General features: G+C 58.8%; 9 protein-coding genes. All 9 read right to left on the bottom strand.

Going from position 1 to position 24,817, the window contains the following annotated elements:
* Nucleotides 1-397: 397 nt before the first annotated feature.
* The gene (locus tag NZK35_RS11485; protein ID WP_259632675.1) at nt 398-1,882 is read right to left on the bottom strand and encodes a DUF1501 domain-containing protein; all 1,485 of its coding nucleotides are present in this window, start codon (nt 1,880-1,882) and stop codon (nt 398-400) included.
* Nucleotides 1,860-4,217 (bottom strand): PSD1 and planctomycete cytochrome C domain-containing protein, encoded by a 2,358-nt coding sequence (locus NZK35_RS11480; RefSeq protein WP_259632674.1) that lies wholly within the window; start codon nt 4,215-4,217, stop codon nt 1,860-1,862. Before NZK35_RS11480 ends, NZK35_RS11485 begins: the two co-directional genes overlap by 23 nt.
* 413 nt (nt 4,218-4,630) lie before the next feature.
* Nucleotides 4,631-5,626: a hypothetical protein gene (locus NZK35_RS11475; RefSeq protein ID WP_259632673.1), complete on the bottom strand. Its 996-nt coding sequence runs from the start codon at nt 5,624-5,626 to the stop codon at nt 4,631-4,633.
* 49 nt (nt 5,627-5,675) lie between these two features.
* Nucleotides 5,676-7,121, bottom strand: coding sequence for an MBOAT family O-acyltransferase (locus NZK35_RS11470; RefSeq protein ID WP_259632672.1), 1,446 nt, complete (start codon nt 7,119-7,121; stop codon nt 5,676-5,678).
* A gap of 232 nt (nt 7,122-7,353) precedes the next feature.
* On the bottom strand, nt 7,354-9,912 hold the full coding sequence (locus NZK35_RS11465) for a DEAD/DEAH box helicase (protein WP_259632671.1): 2,559 nt from the start codon (nt 9,910-9,912) through the stop codon (nt 7,354-7,356).
* A 62-nt stretch (nt 9,913-9,974) separates the two neighbouring features.
* Complete coding sequence (locus NZK35_RS11460; RefSeq protein ID WP_259632670.1) at nt 9,975-10,682, bottom strand: spermidine synthase family protein; 708 nt, start codon at nt 10,680-10,682, stop codon at nt 9,975-9,977.
* 108 nt (nt 10,683-10,790) lie between these two features.
* Nucleotides 10,791-12,161 (bottom strand): cation:proton antiporter, encoded by a 1,371-nt coding sequence (locus NZK35_RS11455; RefSeq protein ID WP_259632669.1) that lies wholly within the window; start codon nt 12,159-12,161, stop codon nt 10,791-10,793.
* A 120-nt stretch (nt 12,162-12,281) separates the two neighbouring features.
* Nucleotides 12,282-17,615 carry a WD40 repeat domain-containing serine/threonine protein kinase gene (locus NZK35_RS11450; protein ID WP_259632668.1) on the bottom strand — a complete coding sequence of 1,778 codons (5,334 nt, stop codon included), beginning with the start codon at nt 17,613-17,615 and terminating at the stop codon, nt 12,282-12,284.
* Nucleotides 17,615-24,607 (bottom strand): beta strand repeat-containing protein, encoded by a 6,993-nt coding sequence (locus NZK35_RS11445; RefSeq protein ID WP_259632667.1) that lies wholly within the window; start codon nt 24,605-24,607, stop codon nt 17,615-17,617. The genes NZK35_RS11450 and NZK35_RS11445 overlap by 1 nt, the downstream gene beginning before the upstream one ends.
* Nucleotides 24,608-24,817 lie beyond the last annotated feature (210 nt).

Here is a 24,817-nt window from a genome sequence, read left to right as displayed (position 1 = left end):
AGCGGTCGCAAATGGGCCAAGGGGCACCGGCAAGTCTCCGAGTGCTTCGCTTCCTAATTCTGATTCGGTCGGTGTAGCAAAGGACGTTGAGTCGAGCACACAACAGGTGCTGTTTGGCGTCTCGGCTCGTGGGCAGTTGACAGTTTCGTAAAAATCGCTCGTTACCGCGAACGCAAATATCAGCGACTCCGTCCGCAATGCCCCTGTCAGTTCGTGAGATCGGACGGTGTGCTCACAGCACCAAGTACACTTCTCAATAAAATGATGGGTGGTAGCAAACAGGGGTGCAATGAAGGTGGGTGGCACCAATTAAGCCTTTATTCCCGCACCGGGGCCGGTGTCCTTTAATCGAGACACGACTTTGGACGGTGGTCAGCGCAACAACTCCCACCGGCGACTACACCAACATGTCCTTGAGGACATGCGCCTTTTCCACGCCGGTCAACCGCACATCAAGTCCCTGGAATCGCACGCTCAGTCGCTCGTGATCCAGTCCCAATTGGTTCAAGATCGTCGCGTGAATGTCTCGCACGTGACACGGATTCTCGACCGGACCGAAACCGAACTCATCCGTCTCGCCGTAGACATAACCTGGCTTGAATCCGCCTCCGGCGAACCACATCGTGAAGGCATCGATATGGTGATTGCGCCCCGTCGATTGACGCACTTCACCCATCGGTGTCCTGCCGAACTCACCACCCCAGATGACGAGCGTCTCGTCAAGCAAACCACGCTGCTTGAGGTCCGCAATCAAACCTGCGGTCGACTTGTCGATCTCTTCGCAAATCTTCGGTAGGTGTGTCTCCAGATTCTCCGTCGGCCCGCCGTGATGGTCCCAATTCGTATGATACAACTGCACAAACCGCACACCGCGTTCGACTAACCGACGTGCGAGCAAACAGTTGCGCGCATAGCTCGATTCATTTGCATCCTTGATGCCATACAGCTCAAACGTCTCGGCTTTTTCATCGCTCGTGTCCATCAACTCCGGTGCACTCGATTGCATTCGGTAAGCCATTTCGTAGGCATTGATGCGAGTTCCAATTTCCGGATCACCGGTTTCCACAAGACGCTTGAGATTCAATTCTTTCAGCGTGTCAACAAGTTGTCGTTGCTGGGTTTGGGTGACCGAATCAGGTGTTGAGAGATTCAAGATGGGTTCGCCTTGATTTCGTAGCGGCACGCCCTGATAAGTGGTGGGCAACATACCGCTACTCCAGTGAACCGCTCCACCGCGCGGGCCACGTGGACCACTCTGCAAAACAACAAACCCGGGTAGGTTGTCGCATTCGCTGCCCAAGCCGTACGTCGTCCAAGCCCCCAAACTCGGCCGACCGAACTGGCCGGTTCCCGTGTTCATGAACAATTTTGCCGGCGCATGGTTGAACAAATCGGTGCTGCAAGTTTTCACGATACTCAGCTCGTCAACAACACCGGCCGTATGCGGCAAGTAATCGCTGACCCAAATTCCGTTTTCGCCATGCTGTTTGAATTTCGGTCGAAACCCGAGCAGGTCCGTGCGATGGCTGCTGCTCATGAACGCAAATCGCTTCCCCTTGGTGAAACTTTCGGGGATCGGTTGGCCACTGAGCTCGTTCAGTTTCGGCTTGTAGTCGAACGTTTCAAGCTGTGACGGCCCGCCGGCCATGAACAGAAAGATCACGCTCTTCACTTTCGGCGGAAAATGTGCCACGCGAGGCTCGAGTGGATTCTTGATCGCAGCCATCGGATCGCTGCCGAGTGACTTGTCGGCCATCAAGGATGCCAAGGCGATCGAGCCAATCCCCATCGCGCAGTCGCTGAAGAAATGGCGTCGCGTCGAGGCCTGAAGTTCGGAGTCTTGCTGATGATGCATGTACTTATTCGCGATTGATGGTTTCATCGAGGTTCAAGAGAGCCCGCGCAGCGCCGAGCGAATCGAGTTGTCCGAGCAGTTCCAGTTCTTCCTGCGTCGGCTTGCGTGTGGTGCAGCGGATGAAGGCAGACTCGAGTCCTTCGTCTTCGATCCGCCTTTGTAGAGCCTGGGCGAATTCGTAGAACGCGGCATCATTGAGCAACGTGAGTGCTTGCAGTGGCGTATTGCTGCGAATCCGACGCGTGCAACTGCTTTGCCCGTCAGGAGCGTCGAACACGTTGAGCGCCGGTGGTGGCGTGGCCCGATAGACGAACGTGTACAGGCCGCGACGATAACGATCTTCCCCTTGGCTGGCGTTCCAACTGCGCCGCACTTGCCCCAGTGCCATCACTCCATCGGGAATCGGCGGAAACACCGGGGGGCCACCTAGCTTTGGACTAAACAGCCCACTGGCAACGAGTGCGACGTCGCGAACAATTTCGGCATCAACTCGTAACCGATTTTGCCTCGCCAGCAGTACATTCAGCGGATCGACCTCGCTCAAGTCTTTGCGAACCACCGAACTCCGGCGATAGGTTTGCGACATCACGATTTGGCGGTGCAGCTGCTTCATGCTCCATCCGGACTCGCGAAAAAACACCGCCAACCAATCCAGCAGTTCCGGATGCGACGGCGAGGTTCCCTGCAATCCGAAATCGCTGTCAGTTTCGACGAGCCCTCGACCGAAGTATTGTTGCCAGATTCGGTTCGCAATCACGCGCGACGTCAAAGGATTTTCGTCAGCAACGATCCAACGAGCTAAATCCAGTCGTGTTGCCAATTCCTGATCGCTCTGGAGCGGATGCAGCACGGCGGGCGTGCCCGGTTGGACAGGCTCGGCAGGGCGAGTGAAGTCGCCTTTGATGAACACGGTTGTTTGTCGTGGCGTGGAGCGTTCCGACAGCACCATCGTCGACACACCTTTTGCCAATTCGCGATCGATGGCCGTGATGCGAGCTTTTTTGGTTTTGATTTCGTCTAGCGAATCCAGCACACCGCTGGCGGCAAGGATCGTTAGCTTGTCGCTGAGCTTGCGTTTTTTCGCGTCCACGCCGATGGCTTTTTGAACCTCTTTGGCAAGCTCTTGCTTGACCTTGTCATCGTCATCGAGAACCTGTTCCCAAGTGGCGACCGAATCGGCGTGCTGAGTCACAATGGTTTGCAACTCGTTTTCGATTCGCTTTTTTTCGGCTTGCAGCTTGGGTGCGTCGACGTCGTCGGGATAAACCGTCAGCCTTGGTTCGTCTTGATTGTTCAAGAACGCAAACATCCGGTAGAAATCTTTTTGCGTGATCGGGTCAAATTTATGGTCGTGACACTGTGCACAGCCAATCGTCAAGCCAAGCCAAACGGTCCCCGTGGTGCCGACTCGGTCAAAGATGCTGTCGACACGAAACTGTTCCGGGTCGACGCCGCCTTCCTGATTGATTTGCGTGTTGCGGTGGAAGCCGGTCGCGACTTTTTGATCGGTCGTTGCCTGCGGCAATAAATCACCGGCCAACTGTTCGATGGTGAATTGGTCAAACGGCAGGTCGTTGTTGATCGCATCGATGACCCAGTCGCGGAACTTCCAAATCTGGCGTGGGCCGTCGATAGAATACCCGTGGCTGTCGGCGTAACGCGCTTGATCGAGCCACCATCGCCCCCAACGTTCTCCATAGTGCGAACTGGCAAGCAAACGGTTCACCAGCGACTCGTAGGCAGCATCTGAATCGGTTCGGACCTCCCGTTCAAACGCCTCCACTTCTGCAAGGGTCGGCGGTAAGCCGGTGAGATCCAGGCTGACTCGTCGTAGCAACGTCGCCGGGCTGGCAGGCGGTGACGGTGCGATCCCGTTTGCATCGAGTTTGGCCCGCACGAATCGATCGATCGGATGAGCCACGCCGTCGATGCTCGGCGGCGGCGGCGCGGTCGGGGCCGTGAAAGCCCAGTGCGTTTCGTACTCTGCCCCTTGCTCGATCCACTGACGCAGCTTTTTCTTTTGGGCAGCCGTCAACGTTCGGCCCGATTCGGGCGGAGGCATCATCTCATCGTGATTTGTCGACAAGATTCGCTCGACCAGCAGGCTCGCCATCGGGTCGCCTGGGACGATCGCCCCGCCTTCCTCGATCGCCCCTTGGCGGGTGTCCAGACGCAAGTCCGCCTCGCGTGCGTTGGCGTCGAACCCATGACAGGCGAAGCAGTTTTCCGACAGGATTGGCCGAATGTCGCGATCGAAACTCAGCCTATTTCCGACCGATGGCTCAGCAGCCAGCTCGTCAACCAGAAAGCCGACAAAACAGATCGCAGCGAGCAACGAGAAATTGAAAAACAGGCGATACATGAAGACGGGATGACCTAGAAAACAGGATGCTCAAACGTGGAAGTCCTCAGGTTAACCGAAACCCCACGCTGTTGTCATCTCGTTTGAAAAAACGGAAGCAGGATTGGGGCTTCCCACGCACTCAAGCCGCAAATTGACCTGACTGAGGAAGAAAATTCTGCATTTGCTGCGGCCAGCGACAAACGGATATCACACCAGCTGCTCCCTGCAAACAGTTTTCGATCGACCCGACTCGCTATCGTCGAGTGGTTCGTCGGATTGATTTCCGGCCAGGGCAGGCAGGCTCAGCGGCGAGAAGTCTTCGCGACCACGGGGAGACCAACGCGGACTCGTTTGACGTTCATTGGAATCGTCTGCCCAGAGAGGTAGAAACGCCGTCGGACGCCGTCGGTTGGACGGCCCGCCCCTGTGAGTCACTCATGAATGAGGCCGCCCCCCTTGATGAGATCTGCGATTTCTTTGCTGTTTTGTGCAGCAGCCGACGGCCGCAAATGATTGAGCGTCGCGAAGCTTTCGCGTGGCAAAAATCGTTGTTCAGGGAGAAGGATCGCCGCTTGTTCGTGGCGTGCCATGATCTGTTGAAGTTGTTGCTGCTGTCTTCGCAACGATTCAAGCGTCGCGTCGGTCTTGGCGTATGCAGGGAGTGGATTCGACACAAGGAAAATCGGCACGCCGATACGATCAACGTAGTCCAGCAACGCGTCCAAGGCGGCTTCCTGGCTTTCGGGCATTGCCAAGTTGAGGTCTCTTGGCTCGTCGGTCTCGTCCTCGTTTACCTCCTGCATAAACCCATCCTGATTCAACACCTGTTCGACCATTTCGTGGTGCGATCCGAATCGACCGCGAGGCGTGTTGAGATTCTGTGGACGATCAAAAACAAAGAACAGTCGCCGCTGCACGGCGTCGCGGAACCTCTGGCTCGGCAACACTCGGAACTCATCACGACGATACGATTCTGCCTCGACCGCCTGTCCGTCCGAAGCTGCGAGCCAGAGGTACACGGATTGTCGAAACTTCCAATTGGCAAGATCGTCGGCTGTGTAACGGAGGTCATGGGGCGCATAGTGATAAACAATAACGCTTGGCCGACCATGCGTTCGGATGTACCTTTCCAAGATCGCTCTCTGCCCATCCGCACCAATCAGACTGATGGAGCATAAGTTGAAGACATCCTTGCCGACCCGGCCGGACATGACTCGCGGATCGAGCCCCATCAGGCCGGAGCTATCGCCTAGCAAGAGCACGTCTGGTGCATTACCGATCGAATTCGCAGCTTGGAGTTTGGTTTCCATAATCGTCTCCACCACCGTTGGAGGTCGATCTCTCGGCAAGAAGATCCGGCTCGCGTCAAACGGAATGTCGACGAAACACAGTGCGGCTTCGATGACTGCGACGGCCACGATGGCCAACAGAAGCCCGTGCGGAACCGGCTTCCGCTGCGCACCGCGCGTTGCGGAGTCAGAACTGAAAATAGATGAACTCATGACGTTCCGGTGAACCAAGCAGAACGATGCCGTAAAAGAGCACGACGTAAAACACGACTCGGGTTGTCAACGACCATCCAACCCACGGTTCATGATCGCCTCGTTTGAACTGGTAACACTGAAACAGGATCAGAGGAATGCCCAACAGGGCCAATCGGACGACGAAATTCGGGTCGATGTTCAACAAACTCCAGTGCCAGACCTCTAAGACGCTTCTCAACAACTTCACAATCGAAGCAAACGATTCCGCCCGAAAGATGAGCCACCCCAGACAAGTCAAGTGAAAGAAGCCCAAGACTGACAACCAAAACCCTACCCGATTCAATTTCGGCTCCGGCGGATGCGATCCGGTCGTGCCTTGTTTTTTCACACGAATGTCATGAATGACGGCAAAGATTCCGAGCAGAAGTCCATGATAGAGCCCCCAGATGACAAAATTCCATCTCGCCCCATGCCAGAGTCCGGCGAGGAACATCGTGATGATGAGATTGCGTATCACCCGAAATCGTCCTCCGCGGTTTCCTCCTAGCGGAACGTACAGATAATCCCGAATCCAGGTTGAGAGGCTGATATGCCATCGCCGCCAAAAGTCGCTAGGATTGGTGGCGAAATAGGGCAAGTTGAAGTTCTGGCAAAGCTCAAAGCCGATCATTCTCGCCACCCCGCGGGCGATGTCGGTGTAGCCGGAAAAGTCGCAGTAGATCTGGATCGCAAACGCATAAGTTGCCAGCACCACGGCGAGCCCGTTGCTTGCGCCGCCATTGCCGTAGACCGATTCGATGAACGGTGCCAGGTTGTCTGCGATCACCATCTTTTTGAAGAATCCGACCAAAGCCAGTTGGCACCCTGAGCTGATCTGTTCCCAATCGAACTTTCTTGGCGTGAGGATTTGAGGCAGAAGACTCGTGGCCCTCTCGATCGGTCCTGCCACGAGTTGCGGAAAGAAGCTCACGTACAACAGGAAATCTAAAAACCGACAGGTAGACGACATCTTTCGACGATAGATATCGATGGTGTAACTCAACGTTTGGAATGTGTAGAACGAGATTCCGATCGGAAGCACAAGCCTGAGAAGCGGCGGCGGCATTTCGATCCCAACCGTTGCAACAACCTCACAGAACGAATCAATGAAGAAATCGAAATACTTGAACAGGGCAAGGATTCCGAGATTCACAACCACGCTTACGGCCAACACATCCGACCGCCTTTCTTCGGCGACCCCGCCATCAAGCAACTTGCCGCAAATGAAATCAACGACAGAAGAAAAACCGAGCAGTGCAAGAAATCGCCAGTCCCACCAGCCGTAAAAGACGTACGAGGCGAGCAACAGAAAAGGATTAACGAAACGAAACGGCAGTAGCCAACACGCAAGCCAGACGACAGCGAACAACACCAGAAACGGATAGCTGATAAAGCTCATGTGGAGCTGTCGTCATGAAAGCAGAAGGGAGTCGTTACCGGGCCAAACCACCTGAAGATTCACCAATCGATGAATGCTCCACTCGCAGGCAGCCAGCGAGCATAGCTCTCGCGTTGCCTGATTCCCAGTCCCAGGCGGAAAGACGTGCCGATCGTTTACGCGTCCCGCTGGGTGGACTCGTGCCGCTCGCTTACGCGTCCCGCTGGGGTGGTTGGCGGTTGCGAAACGTTGCTTATGGTTTCCGTCGTCCGCTGCTGATCAAGGCGTCTTCGAGGGTTTCATCGTGGGCCAGGACTTCGTCGGTCGTCTGCGGGTCGGCTTTGCGACAGGTCTCGGTCAAGATGTCCGCGAGGTCGTCCAGCGGGTCTTCCCAAGTTTCCACGGTGGTGTTTTCCGGCGGCACATTGGCCATTTCGTCGAGAAACAAAATCATCCTCAGGCAGTGACGCAGCAGAATGCCTTCTTCCTTTTGCAGTTTCTTTGTCGTCACGTATTTATTGAAATCGCCGTCGTAATTGAGCAACTCTCCGACGATCCAAACCGGTCGCACGCGAACGCCCTGTACCGTGGGATAATCATTCTGAAACAGACGATGAATCTTTTCGCCAATCGTCAAAGGCCAGACACGCGGCTCTTCGAACATCACGCGTCCAAATCCGCGGTCCTTGACGTCCTCATCGTCGTCTTCGCCCCGAGCCCCAAGCTCTTCCGGAGTCGCCAATCCGAGCTTCAGCAACTGGGGATCGAGCCGCGTGGTCGCCAACGTTCCCGGCGGCATGTCTTCAATCCGCGGCATGCGTGTGAAGCGAGCGACGGTGCCGGGAACTTCCAAAACGCTCTCAAGCGCCGCGATCCGTTCTTCGGGATCCGCGGTCGCTAACAGGTCGGCCATGTAGACGCCGAACAACGGGTTGATACTGCGCAGGTGAACCAAACGCTCCAAACGCGAGGTCGGCGTCGCGGTCTGCGGCCGATACGCGTCCAGATCGTACTGCTTGACTCGCGGCTGCTCATCATCATCGCCATCGTCGCTCTCCGGCGGCTCCGAGGACGACTCTGGTGCCTCGTCACGCATTTGATCCAACAGCTCACCGAACAATCCGCCCGTACCGGATTTCGGCTCGGCGACCTTGCCCTTCTCAGCGACGATTTTGTTCGCCAGCGGCGGTTTGGGTTGAAGATCGCTCGCAGACGCGGGCACCGGTTTGGGATCGAGCTGCAAGTAGTCGGCTTGCCACATCGTGATCAGCATCCGATTCAGTTCCCGTTGCCCAACTTCGAGCTGTTTGGGCGTCAGCAAACGCTTGGAGACCAATTCACGTAGCGGCGCCACACTCGAATCTTTTCCCAGCATGTAGGCCAGCAACCGCCACGGCAACTGTCCGCGGCTGGAAAGGTCCGCCGAATCAGCCTGTTGTAGTTGAATGAACTGCTGTTCGGTCCAGTAGGTCTCGCCGGCGCGCCGCTTGGGCATCTTTTTCTTTAGCTTCTTCTTGGCCTTCAACAATCCCGGGTCTTTGGTGTCCTCGGGGATCGAGTCATACTTTTCACGCCACTTGTTCAGCTTGACGTCGTCTTCGTGGGCCAAGGCATACACGAATCCTCGGTCGTCGAATTGTGGTCGTCCGGCGCGGCCAAAGATCTGTTGTGCCGAAGCGGTTTCGACCAGTTTGCGTTTATCCTTGGGTCCTTTCAGCAAACTCGGCAGAACAACACTCCGCGCGGGCAGGTTGATGCCCGCGGCGAGTGTCTCGGTGCAGACACACATCGCCAACAACTTGCGTTGAAACAGCTCTTCGACCATTCGACGATAGCGTGGCATGACGCCGGCATGGTGGACTCCGACGCCACGCATCAGAATCTGTTTCAATTTCGGTCCCGCACCGTCCGCCATGTCGGCCGCGTTGAGGTAGTCGGCCAGTTCGGCTTGACGCTCTTTGTCGATCAGGCTTTTGCCCTTGAGCATCTCGGCGACCGTCCAACATTGCGAACGGGAAAAACAAAACACCAGCGATGGTGTGCGTCGGATCTCGTCATCACCGGCGGCAATCTTCTCGGCAAAGTCGTTTAAGATCTCATCGCCGATCCACTCATACTGCAGCGGCACCTTGCGTTCATCTCCGGTGACCAATTGCAGCCGGCGGTTGTGGGCGCGCGACAGCCACGAGGTGAACTCCAGCGAGTTGCCGACTGTCGCGCTCAACAACATGGTGCGAATGTGCGCGGGCAGCAACGCCAACGTCAGCTCCCAGACGATTCCGCGTTCGGGATCGTTGAACGAATGAAACTCATCCATCACCACCGACGTGACGTCCGAGAAATCAAAGGCCTCGGGATTGAGCAACCGGTTGAGCAGGATTTCGGCGACGACGACCAACACCGGCGCGTCCCCGTTGACGCGTCGATTTCCCGTCACCAGCCCCACGCTGTCGGCGGGAAACCCCCAGCGCACCGCACTCTCTCGCAATTCATCCAGTTTCTGGTCGGTCAACGCGATCAGTGGCGTGGTGTAATACATCCGCCGGCCGGTCCGCAGCGCCTCGTAGACCGCCGCTTCGGCGATCATCGTCTTGCCGGTTCCCGTCGGCGCGCAAATCAACACGCCTTGATCGCCGCGATCGGGGTCGCCGGCAAAGTACGCCAGCATCGCTTCTTCTTGAACCGGGTAGGGCTCATAGGGAAGCAGCGAAAAATACTCGGTGGCAAGCGTATCCCGATCCAGGTCGCGATCGACGGTCGTCTGTTTTGCTGCCGCCGAAGGGTCAACGGCGGCCGGTTCTTCGTGATTCATGCCCCTGTTGTAGCATGGCAGGGCACCGCATTGACACGGGGCAAACAGGATTGCCCCCTCGCTCAATCGTTTTTCATGGCCGTGGTGCCGACGTACAACCAGTCGGTGAACGACTCCTGGACGTGTTGATTGAAATAGGTGATCGGATGCGCCGTCGAGGAGGCAAAAACGTGCTGCATCGCATCCCAAAGCGGCGTGTGTTGATCGTAGGACCACAACGCAAACGATCCTTGCTCGGTTAAATGCGCCGCGGCCCTTCGTAAGCCGTCAACTTGATAAAACGAATCGTGCTTCTTTGCCAGTTGGTCTTCGGGCGAGTGATCGACATCGATCAAGATCGCGTCGAACCGCTGCTCTGTCGGCGACGCGAGCAAGAACTCATAAATGTCTCCCTCGGAAACGTTCAGACGATTCGACGCGTTGAGCTCCTGGGCCAGCGGAGTCATTTCGTCGCGCAACCAGCCGATGACTTGCGGCAGGTACTCGATCACCTCCACGTGGTCCACTTGCTCAAAACTCAACGCGGAGTGGGCGGTGTAGCCGAGCCCCAGTCCGCCGACCAGCACGCGCAGCCCGCTTCCCGCAGCCTGCTTTAAAGGGATGGTTGCCAACGCCCGTTCGGAATCGGTGTGCAAACTACTCATCAGGAACTCATGATTCAGCGTCACTTCTGTGACCCACTGACGCGGCTCGGACAACGTCTTGCGACGCCGCAAGCAAAGGGGGCCCAAGGGAGTCTCTTCATAAGCCAGAATCTTGAGATCAATCACCGTTTCCTACCGTTGGATGGGGAGCATTGCGCCACCCGAACCAGCAATTGGTATGGCGGTGCCGAACGAGTTTAACGCGTCAGGCGCGACAGACGGCGGGTAAATCGCTTAAACCGACGCCTTTGCCGACTCTTCCGATTCCCTGCCGATCAACTTGTTGGCCAACATGCCCACGGTCAACCCTTGAACGATGATCGAGAACACGACCACGGCGTAAGTCACCGTGACCAACAGCCCCCGGTTCATCTCGACTGGCAAACTGAGCGCCAATGCGATCGAGATGCCGCCCCGTAATCCGCCCCACGCCATGATGGTTGACGTGTGCGGCGCAAATTTCAGTCGCTTGGCAAAAAACCAGACCGGCGGAATCAACGACAGGTAACGGGAGACCAGCACGATCACGATCGCGGCCAGGGAGGCGAGGATGTACTCGGGACGCACCTCCAGGATCAACAATTCCAATCCGATCAACACAAACAGAATTGCGTTCATCAGCATGTCCATCAGCTCCCAGAACTTGTCGACATACTGTTCGGTTTGCTTGCTCATCATCGTGCCGCGAACCGTGTCGTTGCCCACGATCAGCCCCGCGACCACGATCGCCAGCGGTGCGGAGAGGTGCAAGGCATGTGCGAGCGAATAGCCGCCCATCACACAGGCCAGCGTGATCATCACTTCGATTTCATAATCGTCGATCGAACGCAGTAGCAAGAACACGACGTAGCCGAGGGCCAACCCCAACAAGATTCCGCCAAGCACTTCTTGAGCGAACAACTGAACGACGCTGCCGACGGTCGTCCCGCCTTCGCCGCCGTGATCGTGGGTTCCGACGCTGGCTTCCGCCGCATCAGCCACGGCAACCACGTTTTCGTTCGCGGCTTCGTGACCGCCGCCGTGGTCCGTCATGCCTCCGCTGGCGATGCTCATGATGGTCAAGAATACGACCACGCCGACCCCGTCATTGAACAACGATTCGCCGACAATCTTTGTCTCCAGCGCCTTCGGCACCCCGGCTTTCTTCAAAATCCCCAGCACGGCAATCGGATCGGTTGGTGAAATCAAGGCGCCGAACAACAGGCAGTGGATCAACGGCACCTCCAGCCCCATCCGTCCGAACACGAAATGGACCGATACCGCGACGAGAAAGGTCGACGCCAGAACTCCCAAGGTCGAAAACACGAGCACGGGCCAGCGTTGGACCCGCAACTGGTCGAAATTGGTGTGCATCGCGCCGGCAAAGAGCAAGAAACCCAGCATCACGTCCAGCAACACCGATTCAAAATCGATCGCGCCGATCAGGCGTTCCGCGCTGGCGAGAAACACGTCGGTGAACATCGAACTGGCGAACAACACGAGAGTGAAGACGATCGCGATCACCATCAAGCCGATCGTGTTGGGTAACTTAAGCAGTTTGACATTGACGTAGCCGAACAACGCGGACAACGCGATCACCGCCGAAGTGATTGTGAACAACTCCATCGTCTGCAGATTCCTATTTACGGAGGCTTCGCACCCGCACGTGCCCGAGACAGGTCAGCGTCGCACATTGATCGCCGGATGGCAAGCAGGATGTTTCCCCCACTGGTTTGAAAGCTAACACTAGGGAGAGACAGGATCGAGTGCGGCATCTTGGGGTGCCGGCCAGAGTAGCACTTTTCCATCTCTGCCAGCGGTCATGACAAGACTTCCGTCCGCGTCACAATCAACCGCCGTGACGCCCTGGGTGTGGCGTCGGAGCACCAGAACCTCGCGACCGAAGATCAAGTCGGAATCCGCCGACAAGTCGTCCTCCAGAACCTCCAACCGCGGATCCCACACCCGCGCGGACTTGTCGCGCGACGCCGTGAGCACGCGGAGCTGGCCGGAATCGTCGTTCAACACCGCAATCGATTCGATCCGATCGGCGTGTCCACGCATCACCCGCGGCTTGACGTCCGTGTCTGCGCTCGTATCCATCAACCAGGCCGTTTTATCCGACGCGCCGACCGCCACGTAACGACCGTCGGCGGAGAATGCGACACAGGTTGGCGCGAGACCCTCAGGCAGTTGCCAGCGGAACGTCGCCTCGGAACCGTCGATGGGGTGTCGTTCGATCGAACCATCGGAACCGGCGAGCAGCAACCGTCCGCCATCGGGCGAAAACCGCAGATGCTTGATTTCGGTTCCTTTGATCCCAAACTCGCGTTCCAAGCGGAAACCTGTTTGGCGGTCCTTCCAAATCCAAAGCCGTGCTGCGGCGCCGGCACCGCAGGTTGCGATTCGATAGCCCTGTTCGTCCACGCGGCTCGAAATATCCAGCCCCGTCATTGCACCGGCGTGCGGGTTTTCAAGCTTGTCGATCGCCGCTCCGGAATCGGTCTGCCACAGACGCACGCTTCGGCTGGCCGTCGCAGCGATCTTTCCATCGGGCGAGAAACACGCATCGATCACTGAGGCGTGGGGACGATAACTTTTCACGTGCGCCATTGCGTTGATCGACCAACGAAAGGCGGCTTCTCCATTGAGTGTGATCAACTGGTCGCTGCCCGACAGCAACCCCGTCTCGGGTGCTCCGATCGTGGCTGGCAAATCGAAGGCCTCGCTTTGTTGGCTGGTCAGATCGATCAACACCACCCGACCGCCGCGTCCATCTTTGGTTTGACGACAGATGACGACTCGGTTTCCCCGATTTCCGAATCGCGCCGATGTCAGTCGCGCGTTGTCACCGGCCGCCTGGCCGTCGGCATCGAGCGGCGCCTCCACTCGATCGAGCCGACGGCTGTCTTGTGTTGCCAGATCCCACCACGTCGCCGTCGTGACGAAGCGGTTGTTTGCGGTTTGCGCCGAAAGCGTGATCGCCTGATCGCCGCGATGTGACAACGAAACGCCGGTCACAAATCCGTCATGATCCAGCCGGCGACGCGGCTGACGCGATGCGAAATCAATTTCCGTCAATTGCCCGTTGTCGCTGGCCACCCAAAGTGATCGGTTGTCCGGCGAAATCGCCAGTTCATTGATTCGGTACCCCCGCAACAAATCGATCGGCGGCCCGATGGGTTGCCCGGTCGCGGCATTCCATTGCAGACAACGGCCCCCGCGATCTCCCGTTGCCGCGAACGCCCCATCGCTGGACAACGCAAACGCGGTCACCGCTTGATCGCCGGCGGTAAAACGATGCACAATTTTGGGAGTTCCGTTGCGTCGATCGACATCCCACAACAAGGCCTTGGCATCCGGTCGGCTGGAACCGGACAACAACCGGCGGCCGTCCTGGGAAAGGGCGAAGGCATTGTTGAGCCCCGTCCCCGGCAACACACCGAGTTGAGTTCCCGAGTCGACGTCCCAAATTCGGATCGTCGCATCCGCACTGCCGACAAACAAACGTGCTCCCGATGCATCCAGCTGCGCCGACATCGCCAAGAACTCGGTCCCTTCCTTCAATTCGCCCGGGGCAACTTCTCTGGTGTTGATCCTCGCGATCTCGCGAAACATCATCCGGCTTCGATCGAGCCCCAGGATCCGCGCGGTGTGGTCGCGGCTGGCGGAAATCAATCGCGATCCGGAGCGATCGAGCCGGGCGGCCAGGATTTCGTCACTGTGCAGCTGTGCCCCGTGCAATTGCGTCTCGGTGGCCCGTGTCTGGTTTGCCGGCGTCGCAGGCCATCGAGTTTCGTCGGCCGCGTCGTCCACCTCGCGCGGAAGCGAGTCGGGTGCCGAGCGATCCCATACCCGAACCGTTCCATCGGCGGAGCCCGATACGACGGCAGCGTCGCCCAAACCGACGGCGTTTGCATTGATTTCTAGCGCCCGCACCCAACCACCATGTCCGCGGAGGGTGTACTGCAGCGATTGGTCGGCAACCTTCCATGCGGCGATGGTGTAGTCATCCGAACCGGTCAACAGCGTTTGGTCGAGATCATCGAATCGCATCGCGGCGATCGCGTCCGGGTGCGCTTTCCAACTCGCAACGGTGGCTTCCGGGTTGTTGCCTGTCGGGGCTGGGTTTTCCGAAGCCGCCTTCTCCATCGCTGGCTGTTCGAACGACTCCGGTTTGTCGCTGATTGAACCGATCGCCTGCTCGAGCGCGGCGTCAAAATCCGTGGGCCGCAATTGCTGGGGACGCCACAAAAAGACGTTGCCGCGGGTGTCTCCGGATGCGGCCAGCCGTCCATCGCGGGAGAGTGTCAGCGCGATGGCCGGGAACGGGTGGCCGGAAAACTCTCCGATCCGCGCGAACTGATCGGCCTTGAGATGCCACGCGACGACTCGTCCCGTGTTCCCGTCGCTGACCGCAGCGATGATGGTCGGCGGTTCATCGGCGTCGGCTTGAGCGGAGGCCAATGAGACAACCGGTGCGATGTGCCATCCGCGAGCGATCCGTTGCTCGTTGACGGGATCCCACAGGGCGACGGTGCGATCGGAGGAGGCGGACAACAACCGTCCGTCGGCCAAGAACTGGAGATCATTGACGGTCGCTGCATGTCCGTCCAAGGTGTGCAGAGTTCGGCCGGTCACCGGATCGACGATCAAGACAGCACCCCGCTGAGTTCCGATCGCACACCATCGGCCATCCATGGCGACGTCCACGCACGTCGCCGCGAGATCATCGCGCGTCCAAGACGGCCCGGCCGGCTCATCAAACCAGGAGCGATGCACCGTCCCATCGCTGCAGATCACGACGCCAGACCGACCGTCCGCGACGGTGGCAAGATCGATGACTCCGGAATCGAATCGGAACGCCGATCGCGACTGGTTGGCCAAGTGCCACAGGTAACGCCATTCCCAGGCCGGCTGCTGCCCGGGGCGGGCGGCGCGAATCGCCGCCAGAATCAACCGCGCATCGTCGAACTCATTGCCATCGACGCGGGCTTTGGCCAATCCGATCTGGGAGAGATACGACTCATACCGTGCCCGCTGGAGTGCGGCGAGCGCTGCTTTTTCACTCTTTTCTGCCTTCAGCTTCTGTTGGAGTGCATCATCGGCATTTTGCTTGGCGATCCGCTCCTGTTCTTTCGCTTTCTGTTCGTTGCGTTCGGCCAAGCGACGGGCATCTTTTGCATCCCGCTCATTTTCCTCGGCGATGCCCTTCTGAAGTTCAACGTTTTCCTTTTCCCGCTGAACCTCGATCAGTCGATTGGCCGCCAACTTTTCCGACGTCTCGGCCCGATCCCGCTGCTCGTTCGCAATCCGGGTCTGTTCCTCCGCCGCTTGCCGCTGGGTGTCGGCGATCTGACGCTGCTCATCGGCTTCCTTTCGTTTGTCGTTAATCACGTACAGCGCGATGCTTCCGCCGACCAGAATGAACAGCAAACTGGCGGTGACCAGACGGCGAAGCAGTCGCAACCGAACCAAACGGTGTTCGCGTTGGTGCAGCCCCGCGTTCAGTTTTTCGATCAGCGGCAGGTGTTTCGAATCGCTGGGATTGAGCAATGACAATCCCAGATCGAAGTCGCCGTTTTCGTAGGCGGCCGCTGCGTGATCGATCCGGCATCGATCCAATCCTTCCGCGGCGGATTGATTGCCATCCCACAGCGCGAGGGCCTGTTCAAAACCGTGACCGGCGCGTGAAAAGGACTCGTAGCGCAACGTTTCCTGGGCGCGTTGATATTCCTGCTGGGCGGCCGTCGAGATCGCGATGCTTTCGGAATGGGATCGGTAGGACCGGATCGCTTGTTGGAACGCTTGCACACTTTCGAAGCGTTCCTTGGGGTCGGTCGCCATCGCCCGCAAGGCGATTTCCAACAATTCGCCGCGCTGCTGCGCCGAGGTGTCTTGAATCTCGTTCTGGGCGACCTTGCGGATGCACTGGCTGACGTTGTCGGCCCGATGCGGTGGAACGCCCGTGATGATGTAAAACAGCGTCGCACCGAGTAGATAAATGTCGCTGTGTGGACCGATCGCTTCGACTGGGCCGAGCGCCATCTCCGGGGCCATGAAGGCTGGTGTGCCGCCCAGGCCGGCGGTGAAAGTGATCGAATCGCGTTTTTCGAATTCGGGTTTGGCGATCGCCAGCCCCCAGTCCATCACCAACACCTCGCCAAAATCCCCGAGCATGATGTTTTCGGGTTTGATGTCGCGGTGGATCACACCACGTGTGTGCGCGAACGCGATCGCGTCACAGACCTTCAGCAAGATCTCCAGGTTTTCATCGCGTGATTTTTCGTTGATCGTCTTCAGCCAAGGCTGACCGACGACACGTTTCATGGCGTAGAACAGCGTGTTGTCGGCCGCCACGGCGATGTCGTGAATCGGAACGATGTTGGGGTGATCCAGATCACCAGTGACGACAGCCTCGGACAAGAATTGCTGACGCCGCTCGTGTTCGACGTCCTTTAAGCGTCCTGACTGGTGGAGCGACTGACGCTTGGCCTTGGGCAGCGGCTTGATCACTTTGACCGCAATCATGCGATCTAGCGATGCTTGACGAGCGACGTAGACATTGCCCATGCCGCCGCGACCGAGCAATCGAATCAAACGATAGTCCGACGGCGACTCGGGGTCGCGCGTCGGAATCGCCAGATCACGCTCGCGAATGTGCAGTTTCGATTCGGTGATGGTCCGTTCAACCGCGGGGCGAAGTTTCGACAGTTCCTCCTTGTTCTGCTTGCTGGCACCGATCGCGGCGGATCCCCAGAACGCCGCATCTTCCTTACTCAGTTCACGCGGATTGATCGTCTGGGAAATATCGCGGCTGTGCATCACCGATGTCGGTTCGACCTCCACCGTCTCTTCATTGAGATCCTTGGCGGTCTGATTTGCCGCCGAACTGCCGGCGAAAACACGTGTGGCCTCCGTCTTGGTCGGCGTGAGATCGGTTGTGGTCTGATCCGACGGTCCGTCAAACTGCAGCGTTTCTTCGATCGCGTCTCCCTTGGTCTCGTCGGAAGACGCCCCACCCTGGTCGAGATCGTTCAACGAATCTTCTCGCTTGTCGTCGCGGTCATCGTCATTCATCACTCGCTTTCCTCCCGACCGTCAGCGGCGTTGAGCCCATCCACACGCGCTCGAAAACGCCCCGCCACCGAGAACCGGCTGAGTCGAGGGGGCTCCCACGCGTCCGGCCCGCGAACGTCAAGGCTGCGGTCCAATCGCATCGGCGGAGCCCAATGCGAGGATCGATCGAGTCCCTCGACCGCGTCGATTTGATCGGCAGCGTCGGAGTCATCAGCGTCCGGATCATTCGCATCTTGAATGTCCAATTGCGCATCCGGATCGACGGGAACCAACCGCAAGGCGCCTCCATCGGGCGAGTCACCCGGCAAAACCGGTTTTCCGTTACGCAAGTCCACGCTCAGAATCGAACGCACGTTACCGTCTCCAAGGACATATTGAATCTGGTAGCGTCCATCGGGCAAGGATTGAAACAGCTTCTTCAGTTGATCACCGCTGATGATGTCATCCGGCAAGCGTGTCGGCGGCACCAAGTCGTCGCCTTCGGGGTCAGGCGAAAGCACGCGGATCTGAAAGAACTCTTCTCGGGTGGTCGTCGTTGACGCGACCACTTCGGTCGTCTCCATCGCACCACCCAAAACGACGACGGAAGTTTCATTGCTGACAAAAACGGGAGCTTGTTCGATGACCGGAATCACATCCCGGACCGGAAAAAACGCCACCGGAATCGACAACGATGGAATGATGAAGCGGGCAGCGCCGTTCTCCAAGATCGGTACGGACGGAGCATCTTCGGTCAGCGGATTATCGGTCGACGAGATCAGCTCTCCCTCAACGACATGAACCACACTGTCTGCCTGCTGAATCGTCGTCCCCGTCACCACGATCGACTCGTGATGTCGCACCGAAAAGCGCACTTCCAACGGATCGGTCGCGGAGGTTCGGCCGTTGAATCGGGCATCCAAAATGTCAGGTTCCAAGTACAAGTGCTCGACTTGCAACGGTGCCGCATCACCGCTCAATGAATCGATCTGTTGAAACCGTTGCGTCGCGGCGCCCCAATCGATATTGATCGTCAATCCGCGTTCGCCGGGGTTGCCGATGTCGACGGTCAAGATTCCGGTCGCATCGTTGACGGCCGCCTGCTCCAGTCGATTCGTCGCGATCGTGGTGGCATCATAAAACGCGGTATCGCTTTGCCCGTCGTCAGGCCGCGTGGCAAACCGACGCGCGACCCCCACGCCGTCACCGGTTTCGATCTGAAAGTCTTTCCCCAAGACAATCTGCGGGGCGTCGATCGTCACCGCCCCTTCGACACTTTGTCGAGCTCGGATCTGAACCGAATCGTCCAACTGAATCAACTGACCGGCCTGCAATCGAATGCGGCCGTTGGCACCGCCGGCAATCAGTTCGACATCGCCGCGCCGTGAGTTCAGGTCGTCTACCCGAAACGAATCGAACACGACGATCGACTCCGCCGCACGGACTCGGATTTCGCCGTTGACCGTTGAAACCGATTCGCCGTCGTCTTGCCGGTCCGACGAGGCCAATCGGATCGAATCGGCCTCATCGATTTGCACGTCCCCCCTCGCCGTTCCCAGGACGCTCAATTCCAAATCATTGACGTTGGTCAGCAACCGAATCGCCACGGCCGCATCATCGGTCGCGTTGCCGCTTGCGACCCGCAGATCGTCCGCGATCAACAGCGAGTCCGCGCCAAAGGACAACACGTCGTCGCCGGCAACCAATTCGACATCGGTCACCTGCCCGGTCGACTCGGCGAAATCGGTCACGATCGATCGGACCAGGATGTCGCTGTCGGCCGCGGTGGCAACCAACCGTACATCGCGGTGCTGGTCTGCGTCTTGGCCGCTGGCATTTTGCGACCGGACTCGCTCGGCCACGATGTTCCCGACGGCGACGATTTCGATTTTCCCATCAGCGGTCAGCACGTCCACCAATTCGATCGCCGAGCCCTCGCTGATTTGGAGCGTCCCGGTTTGTCGCACGGACGCAGCCAACGCCGCAATTTCCGTCTCGATCGCATCCCCGTCACCGACTCCACCGGCAACATCGAGGCGGACCAAACCGGATTCGGCGACCAGATCCACAGCCTGGTCACCGGCATCGATCAACGATCCGAATTGCGACTCGATCGAAATCGCTTGTCCGCGATGTGTCGAGCGGATCGACGAGACGAAGACGTTGCCGGGCGTTTGGATCACGACCGTGCCGGCCCCGGCATCGATCACCGAGCCGTCTTGCAACGCAACCGTGCTGGCGGGCAAATCGGGGGCATTGCCGCCGGACAGAAAAACGCTTCCGTCCAGGGATGTCAAATGCCCGGACGGGGTGACCACCAAGTTTCGTCGTGCCGCGATTGTGACGTCGCCCGAATCGCTGACGATGCCACCCCGGACCGTGATGTCCGACTGGCCGCCGAGGTTCTGCAGCACGATCGTGCCGATGCCTCCGGCTGACAACGCGGTCGGCGACGCTTCTGACAAGACGTCCATCGACGCGGTTTCCGTCAAGAGTGTGACATCGCCATTCGCATTGCCAACGTCGAGGATCGACAAGCGATCGTCGCCGCTGTGGCGGATCAGGATTTCCTCGCCGTTGCCACCGCCGGTCCGGACACGAGACAGTTTGACGGTGCGATCCGCCAGAACGTCCATCCGAATCGCTCCCAGGTCCGTGACCGCTTGGACATCAGCGACGCCAGTCACCGTGATCGTGCCACCGGCTCCGATGCCGGAGCGGGCGCCCAGACGGATCTCGCGTCCGATCAGATCAACCGTTGAATCCAAATCCGCATCATCGATCACGACCGCATCGATCTCAATCCGCCCGTTGCCTGCGTCGACCAAGCCGATCGGCAACATGCCGGTGGACGCGATCACCCCGGAGACTCCAGAACCATTGACAAAGATCGATCCACCGGTCGCCGAGGTGCTGGCTGAAAACGATTGCAGTGCCGAGACCTGGATGGGAACCGAAGCCGAGCCGATGGAGGCCATCGTTCCGGGCACATTGGATTGTCCCGGGAAGATGCCACCTGCCGTCATCTCCACCACATCACCGCCCACGTTGACGTCCGGCTGCCCCGCCTCGGCGACGATATTTCCGGCGGCGATCAGCTTGATCGATCCATTCGTCGTGACGGCCGATTCCAACACCAGATCGCCGGCAACCTGAACATCGATCGTGGCCGTGGCGGAGACAAATAACCGCAGATCGTCGGCTGAATCCCGCACCAACACGCCCTGTTCGGCGGCAACATGAACGTTGTCGATGGTGTTGTTCGTCGATCCCAGGTCCAGCTGCCCGGTCGACGAACTCGTGACCTGAATCGCATCGATCTGCGAACCGGTCACTTGCCCGACCGAACCGATGGTGCCGAACCCATCGTCGCTGCCCAGGACCAAGGTGCCGGTCGACGTGAAAATGTTTCCCAACAGGAAATCGCCGCCATGCAGCGACACCGCGACACCGGCGGCGTTGCTGCGGAGTGTCCCGAGCGACAGATCACTCAGGGACGCGGTGGAGTCAATGATGATTTGACCGGTGTTGGCATCGACGGTCGAACGCACGACAAGCTCGTCGCCGGCATGGATTCGAATATCACCGCCGATCAACGTCAGATCACCATCGATCGTCACCGACTCGGCATCCAGCAAGAATGTGCTGGCCACATGGAGCATTCCGACGTCGATGTCTGCATTCCAATTGACTTCGTCCACCCCCTGACCGCCGACCACCGTCGGCACCGCGTCAAAGTCCTGACCGAAACCGGCGAACGACAACCGATCGTTTCCGTCGCGTCCATCGATCGATAGGCTGTCGGTCGGATTTTCGAAACGCAACTCGCCGCTTAGACCACCGCTGAACAGTTTCCATTGCGTCATGGTGGAGTCAGCGTCGGCGATCACGTCCAATTGATCCGCCGCCGGAGTGAGCTGTCCGGACAGCACCGCCGACGGCAACTGCAGATCAACCAGACGAACGCCCACCATGGTGATCTCGTAAGCAGGCGCACGCGACGGATCATGCTGGACGGTCAAGCCGAGTTCATCAGCGTTGTGATAAATGAAGTCAAATTGTTCGGGGGAATCGAGTGTGCTGCGATCGCTGTCAAAAATCGTTACCGACGCGTCGCCGGGAACTTGCGCGGTGTCAAAAACGATGTCCACATCGAAGTGCAATGGATTGGCGCCGACGTCCACGAAACCGTCGATGTCGATCAACAACGCCGCCTGCTCGGCGGTCGCGTCCAAAACAAGCATGCGTCCGTTTAAACCGGCGATCGGCCGTACGGTCGGATCAGCCGTTTGGGCGTCGGCCAGTGAATCGCCGCTGCGGATCTCTAGATCAACGCCGGCTCGTGAAACGATGGTCACCTTGCCGGCCGGCTGCAGACGATCTCCCGCGGTCACAATCGCGACGTCGTTCCCATCGCCACCGAAGTAAGTGATGAACGCCGGCACCGCGGCGGCGCCCGGACCAAACCGTGTCAACACACGGGCTCCGTCGAACAATTCACGAGGCGTCGCGAGCGGCTGGCCGTTTTCGTCGACGTTCGAAACGAAACGCCCGGTCACCGGTCCATCGGAGTCGTTTTGGACGATCACCAACTCGGTATCGCCGGGCAAGGTGACGGCGACGTCCAACTGCAACGCGGCTCCGTCAATTTCAATCGGTTGCCCATCGATGGCGACGGAGTCCAACGATTGGCCGACGGTCGCTCCGTCCACATCCACCTGGAACGTCGCGCCGGCAGTCAGACTCAAGGTCCCAACTCGCAACTGACCGGTGGGCGAGCCGCTGAAAAACTCGTCGGGTGCGAGCGTACCACCGGCGACTGTCACGGTCCCACGAATCTCGCCGCTGCCGGCGAGCACGGCGCCGTCCCGAATTTCAACGACCGCGGCCGCATCGATGCTTCCGTCCACCCGCAAGATTCCGTCAACAATGACCAGATCCGTGCTGGAGGCGTTCTCGGCCAGCAAAACGAGTTCGCCATCACCTTGTTTTTCGATTGCCGTCTGGCCCTGGGAATCAATCATCACCGCACTGAGTTCGACGATGCGACTTGCTTGGACCGATACCGCATCATCAAAGCGAACGTGCATCGCTTGCAGTTCAGTGTCCGCTGCGAACGTTACAGCGTTCAGAAAGAGCACCGAACCTGTTGCCGAGATTTGCCGCGAGCTCGACGCGGCACCGGCGACTTGAATTGCTCCGTCGGCGGACATTCGGATTCCATTCCAATCGATTAAATCAGCGTCCACGACGATGGAACCGGAGGCGTCGATGGAGAGCTGATCACCGCCTTGGAATTCGCCCCGGATCATGACGGAATTGCCTGACAAAACCATCACACTGTCGTTGGGACCGAGCGTGCGGTGGTTGCCATCGAGCGTCAACTGCTGAGCCGCGTTGAATTCGGTCATCGTTCGTTCGAACACCACGTCGCCGGACAGCTGGATGTTGCCGCCGGCGTTTGACGAGCTGTCACTCGATCGGATCGTCGCACCGGCCAGGCGAATCTGATCGCCGGCCAGAACCACGTCGCCGCCGTCAACGGAGACGTCACGAACGGCCAGATCCCCCGCGGCGACCGCGAAACGCGCCAGATTATCCGGGCCGCCGACCGACGTCCCGCCGATGTTCCCCCGGATCTCGACGCGGCCGCCGGCCGAAGCCCCGATCGCATCGATGGTCAGTTCTCCCGCCGCTCGTGTCCCTGCTGGCATCGAGTCATCCGACGTGATCGGACCAATCCAGACCACGTCGCCGCCGCTGACGGTTAGCCCCAGCGCGGTATTGAGCACAACCTGACCGGCGATCCGCGAGTTACCGCTGACCAGCACATTGGCCCCGTCGGTGGTGATCGACGCATCGGTCAAGAACACATTCGGCGCACTCAGGGTGACATTGCCAGCGGTGCCGGCCGCCGACCCATCCACTCGACCGTCGATCGCTAAGCGGTCACCGGCAATCAGAACGAGCGCCCCGGAATCGGTCGCGATGTTCCCCGCAGCCACGATCTCGCCGGAACGAATCCCCAGGTTCCCCGCGGTCACATCACCCTGCAAGTCGACTTGATCGCGTGAATCGATTGACAAGGTGTTTTGGATCGTGACGTCACCGGCGAAGGTGGTCTCCGTGGCGCTGACGACGCGAACGTCTTCGATCCATTCGCCGGCGGACGCATCGACCTGCCCGACACGGATCAACGAATTTGCATCAGGATCAAACTCAAAGAACAGACTCAAGTCACCCGACGACGCACTGACGGTCGCATCTTGCCACAGCACCTCACCGGAATCGCCGATCACACGAACGCTCCCGTCAAGCGTCACTGTTCCTTCAACTTCGAACACCCCGGCGCCCAGGTCGATCTGCGTCAAACCGGTGGGCAAAGCCGCCCCGAGGATGACGCCTCCGGTCAAAGAAACGATCCGGTCGGCGAATTGAATCGACGTTCCACTCGGCGTCAACTCAATCGTCTCGCCGACGATGTTGATCTCCGTTGGCGGCGCAGGAGACGCGACGGGCTGGAACCCGAGCACGGTTCGGTCGGCGCCTGCGGCATCGATGACATCCAAGTTGATTCCGTCGGGCAACTCGATTTGTAACAGATCGTCACCGCCGCCCAAATCGATCGTCACCTGACCGTTGCTGATCTGAGAAACCGCCAACGGATCGGTTTCGCTGCCGGTCGCACCGCCGTGATGCCCTGCGATCGGAATCACCGTCCCGAAGGCGTCGGTGAGTTGAATGGAGTCGCCGCTGCCGACGGTTTGGAAGTGGATTTCGTCGTCGGCGAAGTCGCCGAAGATCAACAGCCCGCTGGCGGCCGACAATTCTGCCGTCGCGCTGAGGACGATTCGCGGCTCCAGCAGGGTAAGCCGCGGCCCGCCCCACTGAGGGCCCCCCGGGGATTCGACCGGACGTTGAGCCGCAACGGAGCATCTCTCGATGAAGCCTCGCAGCCAGTGCCGGATCCGGCGACCGGCCCCATCATCGTTTTTCGCCCCTCGGCCAAGCATGATTGATCCCCTCTTAGGGCTTGATTCGGAGTCGCCACACTGAGGCTTGATGAGACCACGACGTCAGACTGCGCAAACCAGTCAAGGCCGACAGATCAGGCAGACCCATAGCATCGTGACAGCGGATGTGGGCGTCAAATCTCAGTTTGTTAAATGGGGGAAAATCTTCCGGCCCTAACGATTTTACTGGCAATCGTCGCTCAGGGCAGT

The organism is Stieleria sedimenti, assembly GCF_025060895.1.
GTDB classification, from domain to species: domain Bacteria; phylum Planctomycetota; class Planctomycetia; order Pirellulales; family Pirellulaceae; genus Stieleria; species Stieleria sedimenti.
This window is presented reverse-complemented; position numbering and strand designations above follow the sequence as displayed.